This window comes from Gorillibacterium terrae (genome assembly GCF_051594785.1).
In the GTDB taxonomy this organism is placed as follows: Bacteria; Bacillota; Bacilli; order Paenibacillales; family NBRC-103111; genus Gorillibacterium.
In genome coordinates this window covers 2002722-2023482 of sequence record NZ_JBPPGI010000001.1, presented here as the reverse complement: position 1 = coordinate 2023482, position 20761 = coordinate 2002722, and the positions used below count along the sequence as shown (strand labels likewise).

Genomic DNA, 20761 nt, shown 5'->3' with positions numbered 1-20761 from the left:
AAGACAATGAGGGTCTGGGCTTGCGCCGGACCCTCATTGTTTTGATCGCCTATTTGATCAGGCCAAGCGCTCTGAGCTTATCGAGGATCTTCTGGTTTTTCAGATATTTCTCATCGAGGGAAGACGTGAGCTCGTCGTAACGCTCCTGCAGCTCCGGCAGATGAAAGTATTGTTCGGGATGATCCGAGAGTCGGAGCAGGAGCAGGCCGACGGTCTCTTGCTCCGATTTGGATAAGGCCCTGGAGAACCGGTTCCAGCTCATATTGAGCAGATCACCGAGGGAGACGATGTGATGCTTGCGCAACGAGCGGATGGCCTGCGAGGCGGCCAGCCATTCGTCATCGTCTTCTGCCGCCGCCGTCAGGCATTGAAGGATAAGGATGTCGCATGGTTCCGGAAGGGGAAAGTCAGTTCTAAGGATGTCGTGCTTGTCTCTCATGATGTCACCTCACTCCTATCGTAGCATAGGAGAATTTGGCGATTATACCGGAAAATGTATCCAATTTGCCGGGAGTGCCGAACGCCTGCAATGCAAACAGGACCGCCGAGAAGTTCGGCCGGTCCTGTTCTTGGCTTTGCGTTGCAGTACTTCCGAAGTGTCGCTTACTGCCGCAGCGTCTTAAGCGCGCCGCTCCAGGCAAGTACCTGGTCGAGCATAGCGTTGACGTTGGCGAGATGCAGATCGGCCGGTTTGAAGACCGAGAAGTTCGCGAAATCGGTGAACAGCGACAGCGCCGGATGAACGCGGACGTCGGCGATGAGCAGCTCGCCGAGAATGCCGCGCAGGTGTTCGGCTGCGCGTGCGCCGCCGACGGAACCGTAGCTGACAATGCCCGCTGCCTTGTTGTTCCATGTCTCGCGGGCATAATCCAGAGCGTTCTTCAGCGCCGCGCTGATGCTGTGGTTATATTCCTGAACGATGAAGACGAAGCCGTCGAGGCTAGCCAGTTTGGCGTTCCAGGCAGCGGCTTGCTCAGAAGCATCCGCTTCACCCAGGAGAGGCAGCTTGTAGTCTGCAATATCCACGATTTCATAATTGGCGTCGCCGCGTTCGTCCGCGATTTTCTTAACCCATTCGCCTACCTGCGGGCTCAGCCGCCCTTCCCGAGTACTTCCCAAGATGATCCCAATGTTCAATTTCGTCATGATTCTTCCTCCTTCGATATAATAAGATACTTACAATTAGTAATTAACTTCGATGAATTTATTATAACATATCTCATTTGAAAATCAACACAAATTGTTCGGGAATTCGAAAGAACCGTTTTCGTAAAAAAGCGGTACAATGAGAGCATTCCCCGAATGAAAAAAGCAGATTCCGCAAACGTCGTCGGAGACGAAGGTAGGCGATGAAGAATGAACGAAATGTTCTTTCAGGCATTATCGGAGAAATCGCTGGACAAGCTGCGGAAGGTTCCCAAAAGCGATCTGCACAATCATGCAGGCCGCGGAGGAACGCTCGCGTATATCGGAGCGTGGGCCCAGGTCCGCATCGATCCGCCGTCGGAATCGTTTCCGACGCTCGCACACATGCAGGAGTGGTTTGTGGCCCATGTAAAGAGCCGGTGTCCCGGACTGCCGGGATATCTCAAACGCATCGAGGCGTCATTCGCCCAAGCCCGGGCGGACGGAATCGCGGTGCTGGCGCTGAGTTTCGGCATCGACGAAATCGACTCGCTTGGCGGGATGGAACCTTTTATGGCAACTATCGGCGGCTTGCACCAAGCGTTTGCCCCCGAGACGGTCTTTCTGCCGGAACTGGCGTTCGACCGGAACGGCGATCCGGAACAAGCGGCCGCTCGATTGCCGGAGCTCCTATCGTACCGGTGGTTTCGATCCGCCGATCTTTGCGGCGACGAAGCCGCTCGGCCTATCCAGGCGTTTAAGCGCCTTTATCGGGAGGCCGGAGCATCCGGATTGACGCTCAAGGCGCACGTCGGCGAATTCGGCAATGCGGACGACGTTCTGGAGGCGGTGGACGCTCTCGAGCTTCATGAGGTCCAGCACGGGATTGCCGCGGCCGAGTCTCCGTACGCAATGCGCTGGCTTGCCGACCATCGGATTCGGCTGAATGTCTGCCCCACCAGCAACGTCATGCTGCGGCGAGTAGAGAACATTCGCCGTCATCCGATCCGGCAGTTATATGATCAAGGGGTTCCGGTGACGATCAACACGGACGACTTGCTGATCTTTGACCAAAGCGTATCGCAGGAATACCTCAACCTGCATCGCTGCGGCCTCATGACCGCAGAGGAATTGAACGAGATTCGTTTGACGGGGGTTGCTGCGGCAGACGAAGCCGCTTCTTTTTCCTTATAAAAAACACCTTCGGGAGTGATCGCCGTGAATGCCTGGCGAACGATCCCGAAGGTGTTTTTCGAACAACGGCAATCCCAAGAATAAGCAGCGAGGGCGACACCACGCCTCGATAATAAAAAAACCAGTGCGGAATCTCAACGTCCATCGGCGTGGATACGACGGCGCGGGAAGCCTATCAACTCGAGTATCAACAGGTGTTCGTCGAAGATGCCGTGACTGCGAGGACAACGGAAGAGCATGCCTGCGTCTGCGGAACCATCTTTCCCCGAATCGGATGGATTCGGTCTACTGCGCAGGTTTGCGAGGCGCTTGGCGGCAAGGGTATAATGGTCTCGACAAGAGGACGGCATTCGACCGGCCGCATGGTGAGGAGGAGAACGAATGGAACCCAAGGAATATCCCGCCGCACGGATCATCCGGGAACGGCGAACGATCAAGAAGTTCAAGCAGGAGCCTGTACCCGAGGAGCTGCTCCGGGAGTTGCTGACGCTCTCGTCGTGGGCGCCCAACCACGGAATGCGGCAGCCGTGGAGATTCATCTTGTTTCAAGGGGAAGGGCGGCTGCGTTTGGTTCAAGCGATGACGGAGCTGGCCAAGAAGCCGAAGGACCCCGCCGCGCTGCTAACGGTACCGGCTTACCTTGCGGTGGCGATTCACCGCAGCGAACATCCGCATGATCTGGAGGAAGACATACTGGCGGCGGGCGCGCTGATCCAGAATTTCCAGCTCGCCGCGTGGGAGCGGGGAATCGGCGTCAAATGGACAACCGGCCTTTACATCGACGACCCGGCATTCGGGGAGCGCATCGGAGTGAACGCCGAGGAGAAAATCATTGGCATTCTGCAGGTCGGGTATCCGGAGCAAGTGCCGGAGGGTCGTCCGCGAACGCCGCTGGAGGAGAAGCTGACGGTGGTGGCCGAATAAAGCAAAACGACTCGCGAGGAGCCGGATACGGGCTCACGGGCGAGTCGTTTTTTTGTGTCGTGACCAGATTCGGAGAAGCGAAATATCAATTATGGACGATTGTTACCCGGAGATATAATCAGTTCCTTCCCGACTCAGAAGCATAGAATAAGAGAAAGAAAGGGAGGTGAATAGGATTGCCTATCGAATTTCTCGATATGAGGACTTCTTTATTCTCCAACAACAGCAGCGGGACGACGATTGCAACGGATACACCGCTCTTAATCGGAGATATCGGTCTGCAAACGGCTTCCGTGGCCAATACGACAAACGCCTCGAACGTGAGGGTCGCCCTCGAAGGAACCGTTGGTCTCCCCGGCGATCAAGGACTGATCACCACCATCACCATGACGATTGAACGGAATGGAGGGAATACGCCAGGTTCGGGTACCCTCATCTACGTCGAGGTGTTTAACACCAACGGTGTAGCGGCGTTCAGTCCGTTGAGCATTACGGCAAGCGATTTTCCGCCGGCTGCGGCGGTAAACGCCGGGCAAATCCGCTATACGCTGTTTATATCCGCCGCCGAGACGCCGATAGCGATCGGCGGGCCCGTTGGTTTCAATGGTTGGGCGGCCGCCGGTACGACCGGATAAGAACCGAAATGTGTGTTTCCCTTAGGGCCGTGCGATGGGAGCGCCTGAATTAAACCGGCGTTCTCCATGCACGGTCCGTTCCATTCCTGGGCTATGCATCGGGATCAAGCGGTCCGGGCGTGCTGGACGCCTCCAGGTCCAGAACCGGCGCTGGCGGATCTACCTCAAGCAGGTCGAGCAGGAACATGAAGATCGGAATGCCGATGATAAGGCCCCAGATGCCCATGTAATGCTGGGAGATGATCAGGACGATGAAGGTGTAGAACATCGGCAGCTTCGTCTTCTGCGCGTACAGCCGCGGGTTCAAGAAATACGTCTCGATGGCATGGATCACGAGAATAATGACGACCGTCCAAATCACGGTGGTCAACCCGCCGATCTGGAAGCCGATGATGCCGATGGGGATAAAGGAGATGACCACCCCGGCCACGGGAACCAGACTGAGCAGGAACACAAGCACACCCAGGGCGAACAGGTAGGGGAAGCCCAAGAGCACGAGGCCGATAACGGTCAGCACGGTGTTGATCACCGCAATCAGCAGCTGCACCTCGATAACCTTCCCGAACGACGAGACGAATTTGCGGCCGTAATACTCGAATTCTCCGTACAGCCAACTGATCTTGCTCGTTTTGAACTTCCGCGTAAACTCGGAGATCTTCCGGCTCTGCAAGAGGTAGAAGAAGCTCAGAATAATGACCATCAGGATGATTTCCAGCCAGTGGCCGAGCAGCTTGATGTAGGTCATCACATTCTTCAAGTAGGATTCATAGTTGATCTTGCCGATGATTTCGTTCAGGTTATAGGCAAGATCGGAATTTTTGGAGGAGTCGAGGAAGTATTTAATGCTATTAAACAAATCGCTGACTTGGCTGATAATTCGCGGAACATAATTGATGAGAGCCGACAGTAGACCGGCAATCAAAAGCACATAGAGCAAGACCGTGACGAAGGTGGCAGAAGTCGGAATGATCCGGCTGAGCTTGCGAACGAGGAACTTCTGAAGCCGTCCCATGACATAGGTCACGACGAACAGCAGAAGCAGCAGATTGAGCAGATTCCGTACTACATACAGCAGTAAAACGGCAAGCAGGACAAAGGTGACGCGTTTCACAATTCGATGTGAAAAAAAGCGTTGGATGGCTTCCACGGGCTTCCCTCATTTTGCGGTAATGTTGGCTTCTTTCATCTTAGCTGCTTTGGCTTTCGGGTTCAAACTTTTCTTGTGTTTAAAACGGCTCCGGCGCAACCTTCTTCCGTCCGTTGACGTTATAGGAAATAACAGCGAGTTCGACACTTAAGGACGTTAATGACAAAGGAGCGGCATTCATGCATCGAACAATTCTTTCTCTTGGCCTTCTAGCCGTCCTGACCGCTTGCCATTCTGCGGGAAGCGATACGCTGCTCGAGCCGGCCGCCACCCTCCAAGCAACGCTGCCTGCGGCAGACCTCCGTTCCCCTGCGGCTGCCACGACGCCGGAATTGAGCGTCGGAACTCCTTCCATGTCGCCGGGAGTCTTTATCATCGATAACCCGACCGCCGAGGAACTTCTCGCCTCGCTGCCGAGCGCGGACATCTTCGTGTACGGCAACGTCGTCTATGAGGCCGGCATCGATTGGGTGGACGATTTGAAGCTCACCAAGGCGGCGGAAGCGGGCATCATTGCCAAGCAAGTCGGGAAGGGCGAAGCTTTCGAGGAGCTGTACGCAAACCGGCTTCCCGCCGGAACGAAGCTGTACCGGGCCGCAGAGCGGAATGACGTGCTGCTCGCAAAGACGAAGAAAGGCTTTAAAACATACTACGCCATTGTCGAAGGGTAAGCCGTGAGTGCGGCTTTCCAACCATACTACGTCATTACGTTAAATAAGGCGCTTGGTTTCACCCGGCCGCACCCCAAATCTTGTTTCCATTCTCCGGCTCTCCGATTCTCCATGACCCGCCGTCATGAGGAAGAAGAGGAGTTTATTGTTTGCCTAAAAAATGGAATAATCATGCGCTTCACCCGCGGTCGGCATTCTTTGTTTTGAACAGACGGTCGTCGGCTTGCAGATTGGGCCGACGGAGATAGCGGATGGGGAAAGTCTTGCGGCTGTAAGAGAAAAGTCGAACCGTATGGAACCCGGGATATATGGATATAAGTGACAGATATCTTGTCATTTTCTCGTTTTTCTCGAAGGAATATTTTGGAACCTTGGATTATAATGGAGACAACCGGCTGGAGTTTTGTCCATTAGGAACCGAGCCGTTGGCCGTAGGTCACTCCGAGGTTGGACAACCGGCTAACGGAGCGTGTCTTGGCGGCTCAACCCCGGAATCGACCAGTCCAATAAGTCAGGAGGCTTAGGATTATGATTAAGGTGGCCGTGGCGGAGAACCGGAAGATTATGCGCGAAGGAATCCGGCTCATCCTGGAAAAAGACGCCGACCTCAGCGTGATCGGGGCGGTTCCCACCTTCGAGCATGCCGTTTCCTTGTGCGAGCGGGAGAAACCGGACATCCTGCTGGTGAGCGCCGAGTTGGCCGAGGCGGAGATCGAGGAGGGCCGGGAGCAGGCTACCCTCAGGGCCGGCACGAGGATTATCCTGCTCTCGGACCGCCGGGACGGCGAGCGGATCGCTTGGGCGATTCGCCGCGGAATCGCCGGCTGCGTCTGCTGGGAGATATCGCCGCTCGAGCTGGTGATGGCCGTCAAGGGAGTGGCGATGGGGCTGCAGGTAATCCAGGGCGATGCCCTGAACAACATTCTGCCCCATCTCGGCGGCTCCGGGCTCACGCATTCCCCCGCCGGAAGGTTCGCGCCGGACGTTCCGCTGACCAAGCGGGAGGCGGAAGTCCTCCGCGAAGTCAAGCTCGGCAAGGAGAACCGGGAGATCGCCCAAAGCTTGTATCTGTCCGAAGGAACGGTGAAGAATACCGTATCGGCCGTCCTCAAGAAGCTCAACCTGAAGACACGGGTGCAACTCGCGATCTATGCCGTGCAGAACGACATCGGCGCTTAGGCGCGTCCCGCCTGACATTGGCCCGTTTGAAGGATGCCTGACCGTACTCCGGTCAGGCATCCTTCTGTTTGTCATCCGGCGATTTGTCCGAACGGATCGAAATCGGTGACGGACGGCATCTGGGGATTCGCCGCCGTTTGCGGTATTTTTAAGCCATCGGCAGGATGCGACCCGTTACGCATCGTTCTGACAAGGAGCACCGGAGAGGAGGGAAGCGAAACATGGACATTCGAAAGCGAATCTGTGAAATTCTGGCGACGGTGTTCGGGGTAGAAGCCGAAGCCGTTCAGTCTCGGCCGGATGAGGAATCGCTCGGCACGCTGGGCTTGGATTCTCTCAACTGCATGGATATCGTCGTCTCCCTGGAGGAAGCGTTCGGCATCGTCTTCGAGGACGAGGAGCTGCTGCTTGAGAGCTTGAACACCGTCGGCAAGCTGGAGCGGATCGTCGGAGACAAGCTGAATCGGCTGGCGGCGAAGGGGGGATAAGCATGGCGATTATTGAAACGGAGGCACTCACCAAGGAATATCGCTTAAACGTTCGCGCCAAGGGAATTTTCGGCGCCGTCAAAAGCCTGTTGATCCCCGAATACCGATACGTCCGGGCGGTGGACGGGATTGATTTTGCCATTGAAAAGGGAGAAACGGTCGGCTTCATCGGCCCGAACGGAGCGGGGAAATCGACCACGGTCAAGATGCTCACGGGCATCCTCATGCCGACCTCGGGCCGCATTGAGGTGTGCGGCATGAACCCCGCCAAGGATCGCAAGCGCATCGCGGCCCGTATGGGCGTGGTGTTCGGGCAGAAAACCCAGCTATGGTGGGACCTGCCGGTGGGGGATACCTACGAGCTTTTGCGTCACATCTATCGCATTCCCAAAGCGGTGTACGACCGCAACCTGGAGATGTTCGGCGACCTGCTCGGCCTGCAGGAATTCATCCGCACCCCGGTGCGTCAGCTGTCCCTCGGACAGAAAATGCGGGCCGACATTGCGGCGGCTCTGCTGCACGACCCGGAGATCATCTTCTTCGACGAGCCGACGATCGGCCTGGATGTGGTGGCCAAGGAGAAGATCCGCGAGTTCCTGCGCAGCGTCAACCGCGAGAAGAATACCACCATGCTGTTCACCACCCACGACATGGACGACCTGGAGCAGACTTGCAAGCGGCTGATCATCATCGACCATGGCAGCAAGGTATACGACGGAACCATGGAAGCGATCAAAAGCCGGTACGGCAAGGACCGGTTTCTGGCCGTGGAATTCGCGGAGAAGGCGGAACCGGTCTACATTCCCGGCGTCGAAACCGTGGAGCGGGAGGGCAGCAAGCTCAGGCTGCGATTCAGCAAGGACGATATCCCGGTATCCCAGCTGATCGCCCGGCTGTCGCAGACCCAGGCCATCGTCGATCTGACCGTGCAGGAGCCGGACATCGAGAGCATCATCCGGGAAATCTACCTCGGGGGGATCCGCGTTGAGCCGAGCCTATCTGGAGTTAGCTAAGAAGGCCTTTCAGAACAACCTCGTCTACCGGGCGGAATACCTCGCCGGGGTGTTGAACGCCATCGTCATGATCTTCGTCAACATCTCCATCTGGCGGGCGATTTACGAGGAAGACGGCGCGCTGGACGGCTTGCAGTTCCGCATGATGGCGACGTACGTGGTGCTGTCGTTTTTGATGCAAACGCTTTATATCATGGATGAATACTTTATCGAGGTGAAGGTGCGCAGCGGCTTGATTTCCTCCGATCTGCTGAAGCCGATCAGCTTCCGCGGAATGGTGTTCGCGAACACCATGGGGACACTCGTCTTCCGGTTGCTGCTGCAGCTTGCGCCGGCGCTCGTGCTGTCGGTCCTGCTGTTTCGCATTCTGCCGCCGTTCTCCTGGGAGATGACCTTCTACTTCTTGGTCAGCGGGCTGCTCGGCTTCTTCGTCCTGTACAGCCTGAACTTCCTCGTCTGGGTCAGCTCGTTCTGGTTCTATTGGACGTTCAGCCTGGTCACGATCAAGGATGCGGCGGTGCTGATCTTCTCGGGAGCGCTGGTGCCGGTGTGGTTCATGCCCGAGTGGCTGGCGAATTTCGTCCAGGCGACGCCGTTTGCTTCCATTTATTCCACTCCGATTCAAATCTACCTCGGGATGATTCCCGAGAACGAGATTCTTCTCGGCCTCCTGAAGCAGGTCGCCTGGGTGCTTGCGCTCAGCCTTGCCGGATACGCGCTTTGGCTTCGGGCCTCGCGCAGGCTGAGCGTACAAGGAGGTTGACCGATGGACAAGACGGATAAGCATACGCCGGGCGAGAAGGCGGCGCTGTTCTTCCGGTACGCGCGGATGAATCTCAAGCTGGTGCTGGAATACAAGCTCAACCGCAGCCTGATTACGCTCGCCATCTTCTGCCGGGAAATGATCAGCGTCGTGGTGATGTTCCTGATCCTGCTCAGGTTCCTCCACATTCGCGGCTGGGATCTGCACGAGCTGCTGTTCCTCTACAGCTTCCTGTTCCTTAGCTACAGCCTGTTCGTATTTCTCTTCGCCGGCATCCGCGACTTCGACAATATGGTGCATTCCGGAGAATTCGACCGCCTGCTCACCCGGCCGCTCGGCCTGATGTACCAGATCATCGCGGCGAGAATCGATTTTTCCGCGACGCTCGGCCACGGGATCGTCGGAGTCCTGTTGTTCGTCAATACCGCGTTCTCGGTCGGAATCGACTGGACCTGGCGCAACGCGCTCTACTACGTGCTCGTCATCCTCGGCGGAACGATCATTCAGGCGTCGCTGTTCCTGCTCTCCGCCTGCTTCAGCTTTTGGGCGGTCAAAACCGAGAACGTCCGCAACCTGCTCTTCTTTAACGCGCGGCGGATCGCCGGGTATCCGCTCACCTTCTATCCGGTGTTTATCCAGAAGCTGCTGATCTTCGCCGTGCCGTTTTCGTTCGTCAATTTTTTCCCGGCCGAGTATTTCCTGCGCAAAGAGGATTTCGGGTCGTTCTGGGACGGGTACCTGTACCTCACTCCGGCGGTCGGCCTCCTGATGTTCGGTCTGGTCTACCTGCTATGGAAAAAGGGCGTGCGAAGCTACACGAGCACCGGCAATTCGATGTACGGTTGAGCCCGCCGGGCCCAACTGACGGAAACGGGGTCGATCCATGAATCCGCAAGCCACGAAACGATCGTACAAGCCGCTCATCGCGGTCGTCGTCCTGCTCCTCGCCGCGCTCGGGTACCTGACCTACCGGTTCGCTCCGCTGGAGGATTGGAAATGGAAGGCGGGCCTTTACGATGACAAGCTCGCCGTCTTGAGCACGGCGGACATGCACGGCAACCTCGTCTACAACGAGGTCAACGGCGGCTATTACACGCTGGACGAGGTCAATGTCGAGATGGGGATGCCGCTCATCAAGGGCATTGCCGATGAAATCCGGGCGAAGAACCCGAACTCGCTGTTCCTGGACAGCGGCGACATGTTTCACGGCACCAATGAAGCCAACGTCGAGGAGGCCAAAGGGATCGTGGAAGCGGCGAACCTGATGGGCTACGACGCGATGGCGGCAGGCAACCACGATTTTGATTTTGGCTACAAACGGCTCTCGGAGATCGAGAAGGAGTTGAAGTTCCCGATTCTGTCCGCCAATGCCCGGTACAAAGGAGAGCCGACCTTTACGGGAACCATCGTCAAGCAGGTCGGCAGCCTGAAGATCGGTCTGTTCGGGCTCACGGTTCCCGATTCGCTGTCCAACATGAACGTGTTCGGGGAAACCGACGTCACCTTCACCGATCCAGAGGAAGCGGCGCTGAAGAGCATCGCGGAGCTCAAGCGGCAAGGGGTCGACGCGATCATCCTCGTCTCGCACTTGGGCGACGACTTGGACAAGGAATTGGTGAAAAAGGTGCCCGGCATCGACCTGGTGCTCTGCGGCCATCACCACTGGCTGTATAAGAAGCCGGTCAAGATCGGCGACACTTACCTCGTGGAGGCAGGGTCGTACACGACACATGTCGGCTTGGCCGAGCTCTATTTCAAGAACGGCAAGGTCAAAACCGTGAAATGGTCGCTCCATCAATCCACCGACCGGTCCAAGACCGATAAGCAAGTCGCCGCCGTCGCCGACCGCTATCATGAGATCGCGCTGGAAGCGGGCAAAGCGGTGGTGGGCCGAACCGACGAAGATCTGGACGGGATGCGCACGCATGTGCGGACCGAGGAAACCAACCTGGCCGATCTCATCACGGACGCGATGCGCTCGGAAGGCAAGGCCGATCTCGCTCTGCTGAACGGAGGCGGTATCCGCGAGAGCATCGGCAAGGGCGACATCCGCCTGTACGACGTCGGCAAGCCGCTACCGTTCGTAAATTCCCTCATGACCGTCGAAATGAAGGGCGAGAAGGTCTACGAAGCGATCGAGCGCGGGCTTCGAGCCTGGCCCTATGGGTCGAGCAACGGCGGCTTTCTGCAGGTATCCGGCATCGCCTATTCCTTCGACGGCTCCAAGCCGGCGGGCAAGCGGCTGGTCAGCGTTACAAAGGACGGCCAGCCGCTGGACAAGGACAAGCTCTACAAGGTGGCCACCAATGACTATCTGGTGGCGGGCGGGGACGAATACGAGGAATTCAAGGATGCCCGCAAGCTCAGCAAAGGGGCGCTGCTGCGCGATGTGCTGGCCGCTTACCTGAAGCAGCAGGGCGCGGTGAATCCGAAGACCGAAGGCCGGATTCAGGTGATCAATCAGCGGTATCAATAAACCCGTGAAGGGATGCGAAAGGTGGACAAAGCGATGGAACGGAACAAGGAAGAAGTCACGCGGATGGTCTGCGAGATTGTATCCCGCTATGCGTTGGAAGCGGGGATGGAGGTGCAGCCCGACGCCAATCTGAGGGAAGCCTACGGCATCGATTCGCTGACGCTGGTCGAGCTGCTTGTGGAGGTCGAGGAGGTCTTTGGCATTCTGTTCGACAGCAGCTCGCTGACGGACGATTTCTTCTCGACGGCGGCCTCGATTGCCGGGTACGTCAGCGGCAAGCTGGAGGCGGCTTAAATGGAGCAGCATAACCGGGCGGCCGTCGCGCGGGCAGGCCGGGTCGCGGAGGTGCCGAGGTATTATCAGCCGTACGTGAACGACTGCTTCAACAATGCGTATGGAGCGCTGCTCGCGCATAAGGGGATCGAACCGGCACTAGCGCTGGCCGATTACCTGTCATTCATGTTCGATCCCGACTCGGAACGGATCGGAGTCAATTTCTTGAACCGGGCGTCCGCCTCGTTCTACTTTACCGAGGAAGAATTGAATTCGTCCATGAGCTACGGCTACTTGCCCGCCACCTCGCTTTACCGGGACGGAGACGGCGGTCCCGCTTTGGACGAGCGCCGCTTCCAGATCCGGATGCATACGGCGGCAGGGCCCGAGATCGCGCATGGCCGGCTGAAGCAGCGGATCGACGAAGGCGAGCCGGTCATTGTCGTCGTCAATCTCTTTGAGATGAGCTATCACCGCGCCTATCAGCGGCAGCATGGCGTGCATGCGGTGGTGGTCACCGGCTATGACGAGGACCGCAAGACGTTCTCGCTGTTCGACAAGTACGCCATGTCGAGCAGCGATTTCGACGGCGAGCTGCCCATGGAGGAGGTGCGCGCCGGACGCCAGACCCCGAGCGACACGGAGAACCCGGTGGACGGTCGGACAGTAAGGCCCATCGAGTACTTGTGGATGGAGCTGCATCTGCATCCGGACTTTCGGCTTGAGGAAGGCCCGGCCATCCGCCTCGTGGAAGGCAGTTGCCGCCGCATGCGCGGCGAGGAGCGCGTGCACGGCCGTATCTGCGGGTTTCCCGCCGAGGCTGCGTTCGTCGGCCGCTTGCGGGAGCGGCGCTCGCTGCCGTTCGATGAGACGGAGCGCTACCGCTTCCGGTTCTATTACAACCAGGCGCTGAAGACGGTCGCCCGCCAGCGGCGGCGGTTCTCCGCCTTCCTGGAAGCCGCCGAGCGCCACTTCGGTTGGCCGCCCCAGGAGGAGACGGCCGAACCTCTGCGGGAAGCGGCGATGCGCTGGGAGATTGCGGCCAACCTGGCCCTGAAGCTGGGGCTGACCGGCAAGACGGACCTGCTGGAGGACATGGCCGAGCAGTTGGAAACGGCCCGGCAGGCGGAAGAAGCGGCGGTCGTCCGACTGGAACGGCTCGCCGAAGACCGAGTTCGAAACGGGCGGGATGAGGGCATCCGCAGCAATAAGGAGGAATCGCTTTGAGAAATCCGCAATCCCCGTGGGAGCTGTTCGATGCGGCCTGCGAAGCGTATACCGGGGAACCGGTGTTGATCTACAACGACCGCTACTATTCTTACGGGGAAATCCGCGAGGAGGCGGTCCGGTTCTCCCGGTTGATTGACCGGTGGAGCTTTACCATGGGCGGCGTCTACCTGCCGAACTGCCCGGCCTTCCTCATCAGCATGCTGGGCTTGAACGCCAGCGGCAAGGTGTTCGTCTCCCTGTCCTATCAATTTAAAGGAGACGCCTTGCTCGAGCTGATGAATTATGCCGACGTGGAGCTTCTGGTCACCGACGCGAAGGGGTGGGAGGCGCTCGGCGGCCAGTTGGACCGCCTCGGCGTCCGGGTTGTGCTGGAGCTTCAGCCGGACGGAGCCTTCGCGGTGCACGAGGTGCCGGACAAGCCGGCCCGGCCGTTGCCGGCGCTGGCGAAGGATACCTTCGGCATCTGCTTTACCTCGGGGTCGACGGCCCGCCCGAAAGGCATCGTCCTCTCCAACCGCGCCATTGTCGGCAATGCGACGGCGATCGCCCGGCGCTTGGATTTTCAGCCCGGCGAGCGGACGATTCTGCCGAGATCGCTCGCTCAGGCCAGCCCCATCGCCGGCGATGTGTTCATGGCAATCAGCCGGGGCGGGGCGATCATCCTGATGAACAACGTGTTCCATCCCGCCATTTTCCTGAAGGCGATTCAGGATCATAAAGCCAACCAATTCTACATCGTCCGAACGATGCTCCTGCAGATGCTGGAGTATCCGGGGCTTCATCAGTACGACCTGAGCTCGGTGAAGCGCGTCCTGATCGGCGGCATGATCAACCCGCTCGGCATCTACCAGGACGCGGCGCGGGCCATGCCTGGGGCCCGGGTCTACAACGCCTACGGCGCCTCCGAGGCGGTGGCCCGGGTGACGCTTGGCATGCACGACGACGTGACCACTCTGCCCTGGGTAATCGGCAAGCCGATCGACGGCTGCCGAATCCGGGTGCTCCGTCCGGACGGTACCGAAGCGGACGCCGGAGAGACCGGCGAGCTGTTCATAGAAAGCGACTACCTGATGGACGGGTATTACCGCCAGGAACAGGCGACCCGCGAGGTGCTCACCCCGCAAGGCCTGCGGGTGAAGGACATCGGCTATCGGGACGAGGAAGGGCGCTATTTCGTGCTGAGCCGGTCCGACGACCTCATCACCCAAGGGGGCAGCCGGGTCTACCCGGTCGACATCGAGGAGGTTCTGCTGACCCACCCCGCTGTCCTGGAGACGGTGGTGCTCGGCGTGGAAGACCGCAAGCTCGGCCAACGCGCCGTCGCCTTCGTCTGCCTGAAGCCGGGGCAGACGGCCGACCGCGGCGAGCTGCTGCGGTGGTGCATGGCCCGGCTGGAGGACCGCAAAGCGCCGAAGGAGATTCACATTGTCGAAGCCATTCCGCGCAACGTCATCGGCAAGATCAACAAGACGGAAGTCCGCGAGCTTTACGGAGCTCTGCTGCAAGCGAGCAGTTGAACAGGCGAGACGTCTGCTTTTTGCTAGCGATATAGACGGAACCCCATGAAAGCCGGAGAAGAGGAAGGTCGTGAAGAAGCGAAGCGTTCGCCTTTGATCCCGGTTTTCTCCGAAAAAGTTCAATCCGGAAACCGGGAATCAACAGCGATCGGAATGACATTCCATCTGCGCAGGCGTAAGAATGAAGTTCTGTCCATGTAGGTCAAATACGAATTATTGGAGGGCTACGATGAACAGATTGGAACTTTCGTTGGAGCGGCAACTCGTGCTCCTGGCATCGGTGGAAGTCGAAGAAGCGGACCGTCCGCACCTTACGGAGCTGCTGGACGCGACGCTCGACTGGTCGGAAATCCTCTACCAGATGACCACGCACCGCACGCTCAACATGCTGACGTACAACCTGAAAAAATTCGGGCTGTTCGAACCGCTCGAAGGCGAGCTGAAGCGGCTGCTGAACCTCCAATGGGCGGCGTACCGCGAACGCAACGGCAGCTATGCCGCCAAGCTTGCGGAAACCCTGCGCGCCTTCGCGGAGAAGAACGTGGTGCTGCCGGTTCTGAAGGGGAATCTGCTGGTCAATACCGTCTACCCGTCGCTGGAGACGCGGACGTTTAACGATCTTGATTTTCTCATGCAGCTGGAGGACGTCAATGCGGTCACGGAGGCGCTGGAGGGTCTTGGCTATATTCAAGGGGAATACGATGCCGAAGCCCATGAGATCAAGGCCTCGTCGCGCAAAGCGAAGATGGTCCACCAGATGACGACCCACGAAATACAGGAGTTCATCCAATTGACCGATCATCCCTTCGCTCCGGTGGTGGAGGTCGACGTCAACCACGACATCCTCTGGCGGGGCAATTGCCCTTATAAGGTGCCGACCCGCGAGCTGATCGCCCGGGCCGTGCCGATCGAGCTGTACGGAGAGCGCGGCTACCGGCTCGATCACGCCGACAACCTGATCCAACTCTGCTGCCACCTGTACAAGGAAGCGGTGCTGATGGTCTGGATCAGCAGCCTGAAGGACCTCAAGCTGTACAAGTTCGCCGACCTGTACATGTACATCCGTAAGTTCTCGTCCGAGATCGACTGGGACGGCTTCCAAGATCGGGTGCGGCATTACGGGCTGGAAAAGGTCGTCTATTACAACCTTCATTACCTTCAGCTTCTGTTCCGCGATATCGTGCCGGAGGCGGTGCGGGAAGCATTCCGCCCGGACGATCTGGCTTACCTGGATCAATACGCCATCGAGAACGAAACGCCGTCGGTCTGGGAATACGATTTCTTCACCCGGCTGTTCGATGTCAACCGGATCTTGAGCGTGGAGGAAGGAACGGCGGAGGGCTTCAAACGGTTTCAAGCCGTGAAATCGAGTTGATGGACGGGACCAAGCCGCACAGAGAGCTGCTCACCGTGCTCGGTTCCGGCTTCGGGCTCGGGCTCTACATTCCCGGACTGCTGCTTGCCGGGCGATTGAACGCCATCGGTCAGCCGACCGCCGTCGAGGTGTTCGAATCGCTGATGACGGAAGAGCGGCAATCCGGCATCCTCCGCAGCCGCAAGGCTTATCACCGCAGCTTTCCGGTGGCGCAGATGGCGGCCCGCCGGCCGCTCGACCTTTCGTCCAGCCTGGACGAAGGCCGGGCGGCGGAGCTGCTGGATACCTGGGAACGGGAAAACCGCCGGAGGTTCCTGGTGCTGTCCGGCCACTGGCTGCCGCTCCTGGAGCGCTACCGGCTGCGCCAGCCGGAGACGAAGGCGGACCTGCTCTACGTGGATGCGGGCTTGCCGCCTTCCTGGGAAAGCCTGCGGCATTATCGGCCCGATTACGCCGAGGGCTATACCGAGGTTCGGTTGTATGACGGCGAACGGATCAAGCTGCTGCACCCGCTGCGGGTGACGGAGGATGCCTCCATTGTGCCTTACGAAGCGCGGGAGCCGCGCTACCTGGTGCACGGAGGCGGTTGGGGCATGGGCACCTACCGCCAGGTCATTCCCGAGCTGCGGGCCCGCGGCTTCCTGCTCGATCTGGTCGCCTATGAACCCGAAGAGGCGGCCGACACCGAGCCAGGGGAACGGGTCTATATGATCGACCCGACCTGGGTGCCATGGCGGCCCGATGAATCCGGATGCTACGGATTTCCGCCGTTTGGCCGCGTCGATGCGGGGACGGAAACGGAATTCCGCCGCGGAACGGAGCGGCACGGGCTGTTTGAAGTGACGGCGCAGGCGCGCGCCGTGATCGGTAAGCCGGGAGCCGGAACGATGATCGATTCGCTCGGTGCGGCGACCCCGCTCCTCATGCTCGAGCCGTTCGGCGAGCACGAGAAGGTGAACGCCCACGTCTGGGAAACGCTCGGCTTCGGCATTCCGTATGCCGCGTGGAAGGAAGCGGGCTTCCCGGAAGCGCCGCTTGCGGACATGCATGAACGGCTCCGCGAAGCGCTTCGGACTACGCCTGATTTGGCGGAGATTTATGCGAAGCAGCTTGCGGGCGAAACACCGGACCTGCTTGAGGGACAGGGTCCCTCGACAGACGCGGGCATAGCAACAGGCTTAGAAACGGTAAGGAAGACGGAGGGATCAGGGGGGAGGCGGTGAAGCCCATGCGGAACATCTCCGGCGCGCATCCTCCGCCGGATGCGGAGGCGGTCAACCCTTATGCAAGCGGCGGACAGGCAACGATGCTCCATCCGGAGTCCGATGCCGATCCCCGCAGAAGGGAGGGCATCCTCATCGTCTACGAAGGCATCAGCGGGTCCGGCAAGAGCGAACGCATCCGCCGGCTGAAGCGGACGCTGGAGGGCCTCGGCGTCTCGGCCGTCATTGTCGAATGGAACGATGTCCCGTTCCTTCGGGCCGCCGTGCGCGTTCTGGACGCTTGCCGCTGCATGACGCCGGGCATCTACAGCCTGCTCCAGTGGAGCGGCTTTCTCTTCTCCCGGCGTCGGCGGGTGGGCCCGGCCTTGCGGCGGGGGGCGGTCGTGATTGCCGACCGCTACACTTACACCGGCCTCGCCCGGGATGCCGTGAACGGCGCCCCGGCCTGGATCGGACGCCCGTGGAGCGCCTCGGCGCCGGCACCGGATCTGCTGTTCTTCTGCGACACGGCTCCCGAGGTGTGCCGTCACCGAATCACGTCTCGGGGCAAGGCCCTTTATCATCCGAGCCGGAGCTTCCGGCGGGATAGCGGACCCGAGAAGGACTTGCGCTACCTGGAGCGGATGCGGGCGTGCTACTTGGAGCTCTTCGCCGAAGCGGCGAACGGCGGCGGGGCGGCGGGCACGGAATGCTGCCGCATCCTGACCGCCGACGCCTCCGACGAGGCAGCGGATATCCATGCGGTGTTGAGCCTGCTGGCGGCTCGGGGTGCAGGCGGCGCTTCGGGCGCGCGCGAGGCGGCTTCGGCTTCGGAGCCGTGACATGCGAACGATATGAAGGAGGGACGAGGATGAAAGCGGATGAACAACCGGAAGCGGCCGCGAGCGCTGACGAACGGCTGCGGCGCCTGGCCGACCGCTTTGGAACGCCGCTCTATGCCTATGACGGCGTCAAGATCGAAACCCAATACCGGACCTTGAAGGATTGTCTGCCTTCGGGCTTTGAAGTGTTTTATTCCGTGAAGTGCAATCCGCTGCTCGGCGTCTGCCAGCTTCTCCACCGTCTCGGCAGTTCGGTGGAGGTGGCTTCGGAGGGCGAACTGGCGGTTGCGCTGCAGGCGGGAGTACCCGCCGGCTCCATCATCTGGACGAGCCCCGGCAAGACCCGGCGGGAGCTCGAGCTCGCCATTGACCGCCGGATCGCCAGCATCAATGTGGAATCGGTGGAAGAAGCCCAGCTGATCAGCCGCCTTGCGGCCGAACGGGGGGTTGAAGTCCCGGTCGCTGTAAGGATTAACCCCGACTTTCACCCGGCGGGAGCAGGGCTGAAGATGACCGGCGTGCCGACGCCGTTCGGCATTGAACAGGAGCAGGCGGCGGATGCGCTTCGCCAGATCGCTGCACTGCCGCATGTCCGGCTGAACGGGCTGCACATCTTTACCGGCTCGCAGGTGCTGGATGCGGCCGTGCTGGTGCAGACGATGGAGCGGATCATCGAGCTGGCGCTTGCGCTGACGGAGGAGACGGGCCTGAAGCTCGCATTCCTCGACTTGGGCGGCGGCTTCGGCATTCCTTATTTCCCCGGTGAAAAACCGCTCGACACGGCTTACCTGAAGCGGGAGCTCGCCGTCCTCTGGGACCGCCTCGGGCATCGTCTCGCGGGCGTGCGCGTCGCCGTAGAGAGCGGACGCTTCCTCCTGGCCGAGTCGGGCACTTACCTCACGCGGGTCGAGTATGTCAAGACCTGCCGGGGAACCAAATTCCTGGTGTGCGACGGCGGCTCCCATCAGCATGCCGCCAGCGCGTTCCTCGGGCGGTATGTGCGCAACAATTTCCCCATGCGGCTGATCCCGGCGGGTGGCACGGACGCTCCTCCCGAGGAGGTTCATGTGGTCGGGCCGCTCTGTACGCCGACGGATGTCATCGGCCAGAAGGTTCGGTTAGCGCCAGCCAAACCGGGCGACCTGGTGGCGGTGGAGCAATCGGGGGCATACGGGCTTACGCACAGCCCGGCGATGTTCCTGAGCCATCCGCTGCCTGCGGAGGTTTTGGCTTTTCCGGGGAAGGACGAGCTGCTGCGGGAAAGGGGGAACGCGGATGATTTCCTTGCCGGCCAACAACCGCTCGGAGACCGGGAACCGGTCTGGTCCATCGGCGACTGAGCCGTTCCATCTGCTTCGGCTTCTGCGCGAGAACCGTGGAGAGGGAGTGATCCTCTGGCTGTTCAACATCGGTGCGGAGCGTTATTGGAATCCGGCGCCGAGAGGGATCACCGACCGCAGCGAGGACCGCATCGTCTCTCGAATGGAGGAAATGAACCTGCTGCTGTGCCGTCCGCAGGACCTTCTGATTCTGCGGGAACAGCCGGATGAAGCCTTCCTCGCCCGGCTTCGCGGCTGGGGCTTCGAGATTCCCCGGATTCTCGTCCCCGCCCCCGGGCCCGACCAGGCCGGGATTGCCGAACTGGTGCTCGCCGACGAGCGGCTGCTCGGCGAGCTTGGGGATTTGGCCCGGGCCGAGGAAGAGAGGGGCGGAACGCTGTTCTTCGTCCCCTACGCCGCTACGCTGCTGGAAGAGAGAATCGCCGAGCGCTGCGGCCTTGCGCTCATGGCGGCCCCGTCATCCGTCGGAGCGGCGGTGAACGACAAGATTGCCAATCGGCTGCTGGCCGAGGAGCTCGGTCTGCCGGTGTGCGCAGGCCGGGTTTGCCGAAGCGCGGAGGAAATCCGCAGCGCCTGGAAGGAACTGACCGAAGGGGAAGGAGCCTTTCGGAAGGTCATCATCAAGGAGCCGCACGGAGCCTCCGGCAAAGGGCTGTATCTGGTCGATTCGCCGGAGCGGCTGGAGCCGCTCTTGCACCGCTTGGAACGTTCCGCCAAGCGCAATACCGCTGCGGCTTGGCTTGTAGAAGGCTGGCAGCCCAAAAGCGCCGATATCAATTTCCAGCTCTATGTCTCGCCGCAAGGAGAGACGGAGATCTTCTCCATGAAGGAGCAGATGCTGCGGGACACCGTCTATATCGGTTCGCGCTTCCCCGTTGAAATCGGCGAGACAGCCGTTAGCGAGTACCGGCGTTACGGGGAAGAGATCGGTCGCAAGCTACATGAACAGGGATATTCGGGCGTAGCCGGCGTGGATTCGATCATCACGACGGACGGCGAGATCATCCCGATCATCGAAATCAACGGCCGGTTTACGCTCTCGACTTATCTGTCGTTTCTCGCGCCGATCCTGGGCGAGCGTACGAAGGCCATCAGCCGCTATTTCCGCCTGTCGCTGGCTGAGCCGCTGTCTTTTGGCGAATTGTGCGGGAAATTGGAGCAGGAGGAGCTGCTCTTCGACCGGGAATCGGGCGAGGGCGTGCTCGTCTATACCTCCGGCACGCTGCCCGTTTTCCGGGAGGAAGGCGGGGAGGGCTGCAAGGGCCGCCTGTTCGCGCTGATCGCCGCAAGGCAGTGGTCCCGTGCGGAAGAGCTGAACGACCGGCTCGACCGGATGCTGGACCGTTTGGAGAAAGCCTGAAACCGGA

The 20761-nt window shown here is 59.8% G+C and carries 21 protein-coding genes and 1 pseudogene; 19 read left to right on the top strand and 3 right to left on the bottom strand.

What is annotated here, in order from left to right; translation table 11 throughout:
- Nucleotides 1-49: 49 nt before the first annotated feature.
- Both ACSEXS_RS08985 and ACSEXS_RS08980 read right to left on the bottom strand, forming a co-directional pair.
- A complete protein-coding gene (locus ACSEXS_RS08985) occupies nucleotides 50-439 on the bottom strand; it encodes a hypothetical protein (protein WP_438432819.1) in 390 nt (129 codons plus the stop codon).
- 164 nt (nucleotides 440-603) lie between these two features.
- Nucleotides 604-1146, bottom strand: a complete 543-nt coding sequence (locus ACSEXS_RS08980; RefSeq protein WP_438432818.1) for an NADPH-dependent FMN reductase — start codon at nucleotides 1144-1146, stop codon at nucleotides 604-606.
- A gap of 210 nt (nucleotides 1147-1356) precedes the next feature.
- Between ACSEXS_RS08980 and ACSEXS_RS08975 the strand changes: the two genes are divergently transcribed.
- The 4 genes and pseudogenes from ACSEXS_RS08975 to ACSEXS_RS08960 all read left to right on the top strand — a co-directional run bounded on the left by ACSEXS_RS08975 (nucleotide 1357) and on the right by ACSEXS_RS08960 (nucleotide 3878).
- On the top strand, nucleotides 1357-2319 hold the full coding sequence (locus ACSEXS_RS08975) for an amidohydrolase family protein (RefSeq protein ID WP_438432817.1): 963 nt from the start codon (nucleotides 1357-1359) through the stop codon (nucleotides 2317-2319).
- Between the two features lie 131 nt (nucleotides 2320-2450).
- Nucleotides 2451-2603 (top strand): annotated as a pseudogene (locus ACSEXS_RS08970) (isochorismatase family protein); the annotation flags it as partial.
- Between the two features lie 97 nt (nucleotides 2604-2700).
- On the top strand, nucleotides 2701-3243 hold the full coding sequence (locus ACSEXS_RS08965; protein WP_438432816.1) for a nitroreductase family protein: 543 nt from the start codon (nucleotides 2701-2703) through the stop codon (nucleotides 3241-3243).
- 176 nt (nucleotides 3244-3419) lie between these two features.
- Entirely contained in the window at nucleotides 3420-3878 is a 459-nt protein-coding gene (locus ACSEXS_RS08960; RefSeq protein WP_438432815.1) for a hypothetical protein, read from the top strand.
- Between the two features lie 91 nt (nucleotides 3879-3969).
- Here the strand turns inward: ACSEXS_RS08960 and ACSEXS_RS08955 are convergent, their stop codons facing one another.
- Nucleotides 3970-5025 (bottom strand): AI-2E family transporter, encoded by a 1056-nt coding sequence (locus ACSEXS_RS08955; RefSeq protein WP_438432814.1) that lies wholly within the window; start codon nucleotides 5023-5025, stop codon nucleotides 3970-3972.
- Between the two features lie 179 nt (nucleotides 5026-5204).
- Here ACSEXS_RS08955 and ACSEXS_RS08950 point away from each other — a divergent pair, with 179 nt between their 5' ends.
- The 15 genes from ACSEXS_RS08950 (at nucleotide 5205) to ACSEXS_RS08880 (ending at nucleotide 20754) form a co-directional block, all read left to right on the top strand.
- Complete coding sequence (locus ACSEXS_RS08950) at nucleotides 5205-5696, top strand: hypothetical protein (RefSeq protein WP_438432813.1); 492 nt, start codon at nucleotides 5205-5207, stop codon at nucleotides 5694-5696.
- A 528-nt stretch (nucleotides 5697-6224) separates the two neighbouring features.
- The gene (locus tag ACSEXS_RS08945; RefSeq protein WP_438432812.1) at nucleotides 6225-6875 is read left to right on the top strand and encodes a LuxR C-terminal-related transcriptional regulator; all 651 of its coding nucleotides are present in this window, start codon (nucleotides 6225-6227) and stop codon (nucleotides 6873-6875) included.
- A 221-nt stretch (nucleotides 6876-7096) separates the two neighbouring features.
- Entirely contained in the window at nucleotides 7097-7363 is a 267-nt protein-coding gene (locus tag ACSEXS_RS08940) for an acyl carrier protein (protein WP_438432811.1), read from the top strand.
- 2 nt (nucleotides 7364-7365) lie between these two features.
- Complete coding sequence (locus ACSEXS_RS08935) at nucleotides 7366-8376, top strand: ABC transporter ATP-binding protein (RefSeq protein WP_438432810.1); 1011 nt, start codon at nucleotides 7366-7368, stop codon at nucleotides 8374-8376.
- Nucleotides 8348-9139 carry an ABC transporter permease gene (locus ACSEXS_RS08930; RefSeq protein WP_438432809.1) on the top strand — a complete coding sequence of 264 codons (792 nt, stop codon included), beginning with the start codon at nucleotides 8348-8350 and terminating at the stop codon, nucleotides 9137-9139. The genes ACSEXS_RS08935 and ACSEXS_RS08930 overlap by 29 nt, the downstream gene beginning before the upstream one ends.
- Nucleotides 9140-9142: 3 nt before the next feature.
- A complete protein-coding gene (locus ACSEXS_RS08925) occupies nucleotides 9143-9985 on the top strand; it encodes an ABC transporter permease (RefSeq protein WP_438432808.1) in 843 nt (280 codons plus the stop codon).
- Nucleotides 9986-10022: 37 nt separating this feature from the next.
- Complete coding sequence (locus ACSEXS_RS08920) at nucleotides 10023-11615, top strand: bifunctional metallophosphatase/5'-nucleotidase (RefSeq protein WP_438432807.1); 1593 nt, start codon at nucleotides 10023-10025, stop codon at nucleotides 11613-11615.
- Nucleotides 11616-11648: 33 nt separating this feature from the next.
- Nucleotides 11649-11909 (top strand): phosphopantetheine-binding protein, encoded by a 261-nt coding sequence (locus ACSEXS_RS08915; RefSeq protein ID WP_438432806.1) that lies wholly within the window; start codon nucleotides 11649-11651, stop codon nucleotides 11907-11909.
- Nucleotides 11910-13115 (top strand): BtrH N-terminal domain-containing protein, encoded by a 1206-nt coding sequence (locus ACSEXS_RS08910; RefSeq protein WP_438432805.1) that lies wholly within the window; start codon nucleotides 11910-11912, stop codon nucleotides 13113-13115.
- Nucleotides 13112-14635, top strand: a complete 1524-nt coding sequence (locus ACSEXS_RS08905) for a class I adenylate-forming enzyme family protein (RefSeq protein WP_438432804.1) — start codon at nucleotides 13112-13114, stop codon at nucleotides 14633-14635. Before ACSEXS_RS08910 ends, ACSEXS_RS08905 begins: the two co-directional genes overlap by 4 nt.
- A 229-nt stretch (nucleotides 14636-14864) precedes the next feature.
- Complete coding sequence (locus ACSEXS_RS08900) at nucleotides 14865-16010, top strand: nucleotidyltransferase domain-containing protein (RefSeq protein WP_438432803.1); 1146 nt, start codon at nucleotides 14865-14867, stop codon at nucleotides 16008-16010.
- A complete protein-coding gene (locus ACSEXS_RS08895; RefSeq protein WP_438432802.1) occupies nucleotides 16010-17233 on the top strand; it encodes a UDP-glucuronosyltransferase in 1224 nt (407 codons plus the stop codon). The genes ACSEXS_RS08900 and ACSEXS_RS08895 overlap by 1 nt, the downstream gene beginning before the upstream one ends.
- A gap of 5 nt (nucleotides 17234-17238) precedes the next feature.
- Nucleotides 17239-18054: a dTMP kinase gene (locus tag ACSEXS_RS08890; RefSeq protein ID WP_438433116.1), complete on the top strand. Its 816-nt coding sequence runs from the start codon at nucleotides 17239-17241 to the stop codon at nucleotides 18052-18054.
- 29 nt (nucleotides 18055-18083) lie between these two features.
- Entirely contained in the window at nucleotides 18084-19394 is a 1311-nt protein-coding gene (locus ACSEXS_RS08885; protein ID WP_438432801.1) for a type III PLP-dependent enzyme, read from the top strand.
- On the top strand, nucleotides 19330-20754 hold the full coding sequence (locus ACSEXS_RS08880) for a peptide ligase PGM1-related protein (RefSeq protein WP_438432800.1): 1425 nt from the start codon (nucleotides 19330-19332) through the stop codon (nucleotides 20752-20754). Before ACSEXS_RS08885 ends, ACSEXS_RS08880 begins: the two co-directional genes overlap by 65 nt.
- The last annotated feature ends 7 nt before the right edge of the window (nucleotides 20755-20761 follow it).

Coding starts and splice junctions, on each gene's coding strand:
- ACSEXS_RS08985 (WP_438432819.1), bottom strand. CDS start 439: ATGAGAGACAAGCACGACATCCTTAGAACTGACTTTCCCCTTCCGGAA.
- ACSEXS_RS08980 (WP_438432818.1), bottom strand. CDS start 1,146: ATGACGAAATTGAACATTGGGATCATCTTGGGAAGTACTCGGGAAGGG.
- ACSEXS_RS08975 (WP_438432817.1), top strand. CDS start 1,357: ATGAACGAAATGTTCTTTCAGGCATTATCGGAGAAATCGCTGGACAAG.
- ACSEXS_RS08965 (WP_438432816.1), top strand. CDS start 2,701: ATGGAACCCAAGGAATATCCCGCCGCACGGATCATCCGGGAACGGCGA.
- ACSEXS_RS08950 (WP_438432813.1), top strand. CDS start 5,205: ATGCATCGAACAATTCTTTCTCTTGGCCTTCTAGCCGTCCTGACCGCT.
- ACSEXS_RS08945 (WP_438432812.1), top strand. CDS start 6,225: ATGATTAAGGTGGCCGTGGCGGAGAACCGGAAGATTATGCGCGAAGGA.
- ACSEXS_RS08940 (WP_438432811.1), top strand. CDS start 7,097: ATGGACATTCGAAAGCGAATCTGTGAAATTCTGGCGACGGTGTTCGGG.
- ACSEXS_RS08935 (WP_438432810.1), top strand. CDS start 7,366: ATGGCGATTATTGAAACGGAGGCACTCACCAAGGAATATCGCTTAAAC.
- ACSEXS_RS08925 (WP_438432808.1), top strand. CDS start 9,143: ATGGACAAGACGGATAAGCATACGCCGGGCGAGAAGGCGGCGCTGTTC.
- ACSEXS_RS08920 (WP_438432807.1), top strand. CDS start 10,023: ATGAATCCGCAAGCCACGAAACGATCGTACAAGCCGCTCATCGCGGTC.
- ACSEXS_RS08915 (WP_438432806.1), top strand. CDS start 11,649: ATGGAACGGAACAAGGAAGAAGTCACGCGGATGGTCTGCGAGATTGTA.
- ACSEXS_RS08910 (WP_438432805.1), top strand. CDS start 11,910: ATGGAGCAGCATAACCGGGCGGCCGTCGCGCGGGCAGGCCGGGTCGCG.
- ACSEXS_RS08900 (WP_438432803.1), top strand. CDS start 14,865: ATGAACAGATTGGAACTTTCGTTGGAGCGGCAACTCGTGCTCCTGGCA.
- ACSEXS_RS08895 (WP_438432802.1), top strand. CDS start 16,010: ATGGACGGGACCAAGCCGCACAGAGAGCTGCTCACCGTGCTCGGTTCC.
- ACSEXS_RS08890 (WP_438433116.1), top strand. CDS start 17,239: ATGCGGAACATCTCCGGCGCGCATCCTCCGCCGGATGCGGAGGCGGTC.
- ACSEXS_RS08885 (WP_438432801.1), top strand. CDS start 18,084: ATGAAAGCGGATGAACAACCGGAAGCGGCCGCGAGCGCTGACGAACGG.
- ACSEXS_RS08880 (WP_438432800.1), top strand. CDS start 19,330: ATGATTTCCTTGCCGGCCAACAACCGCTCGGAGACCGGGAACCGGTCT.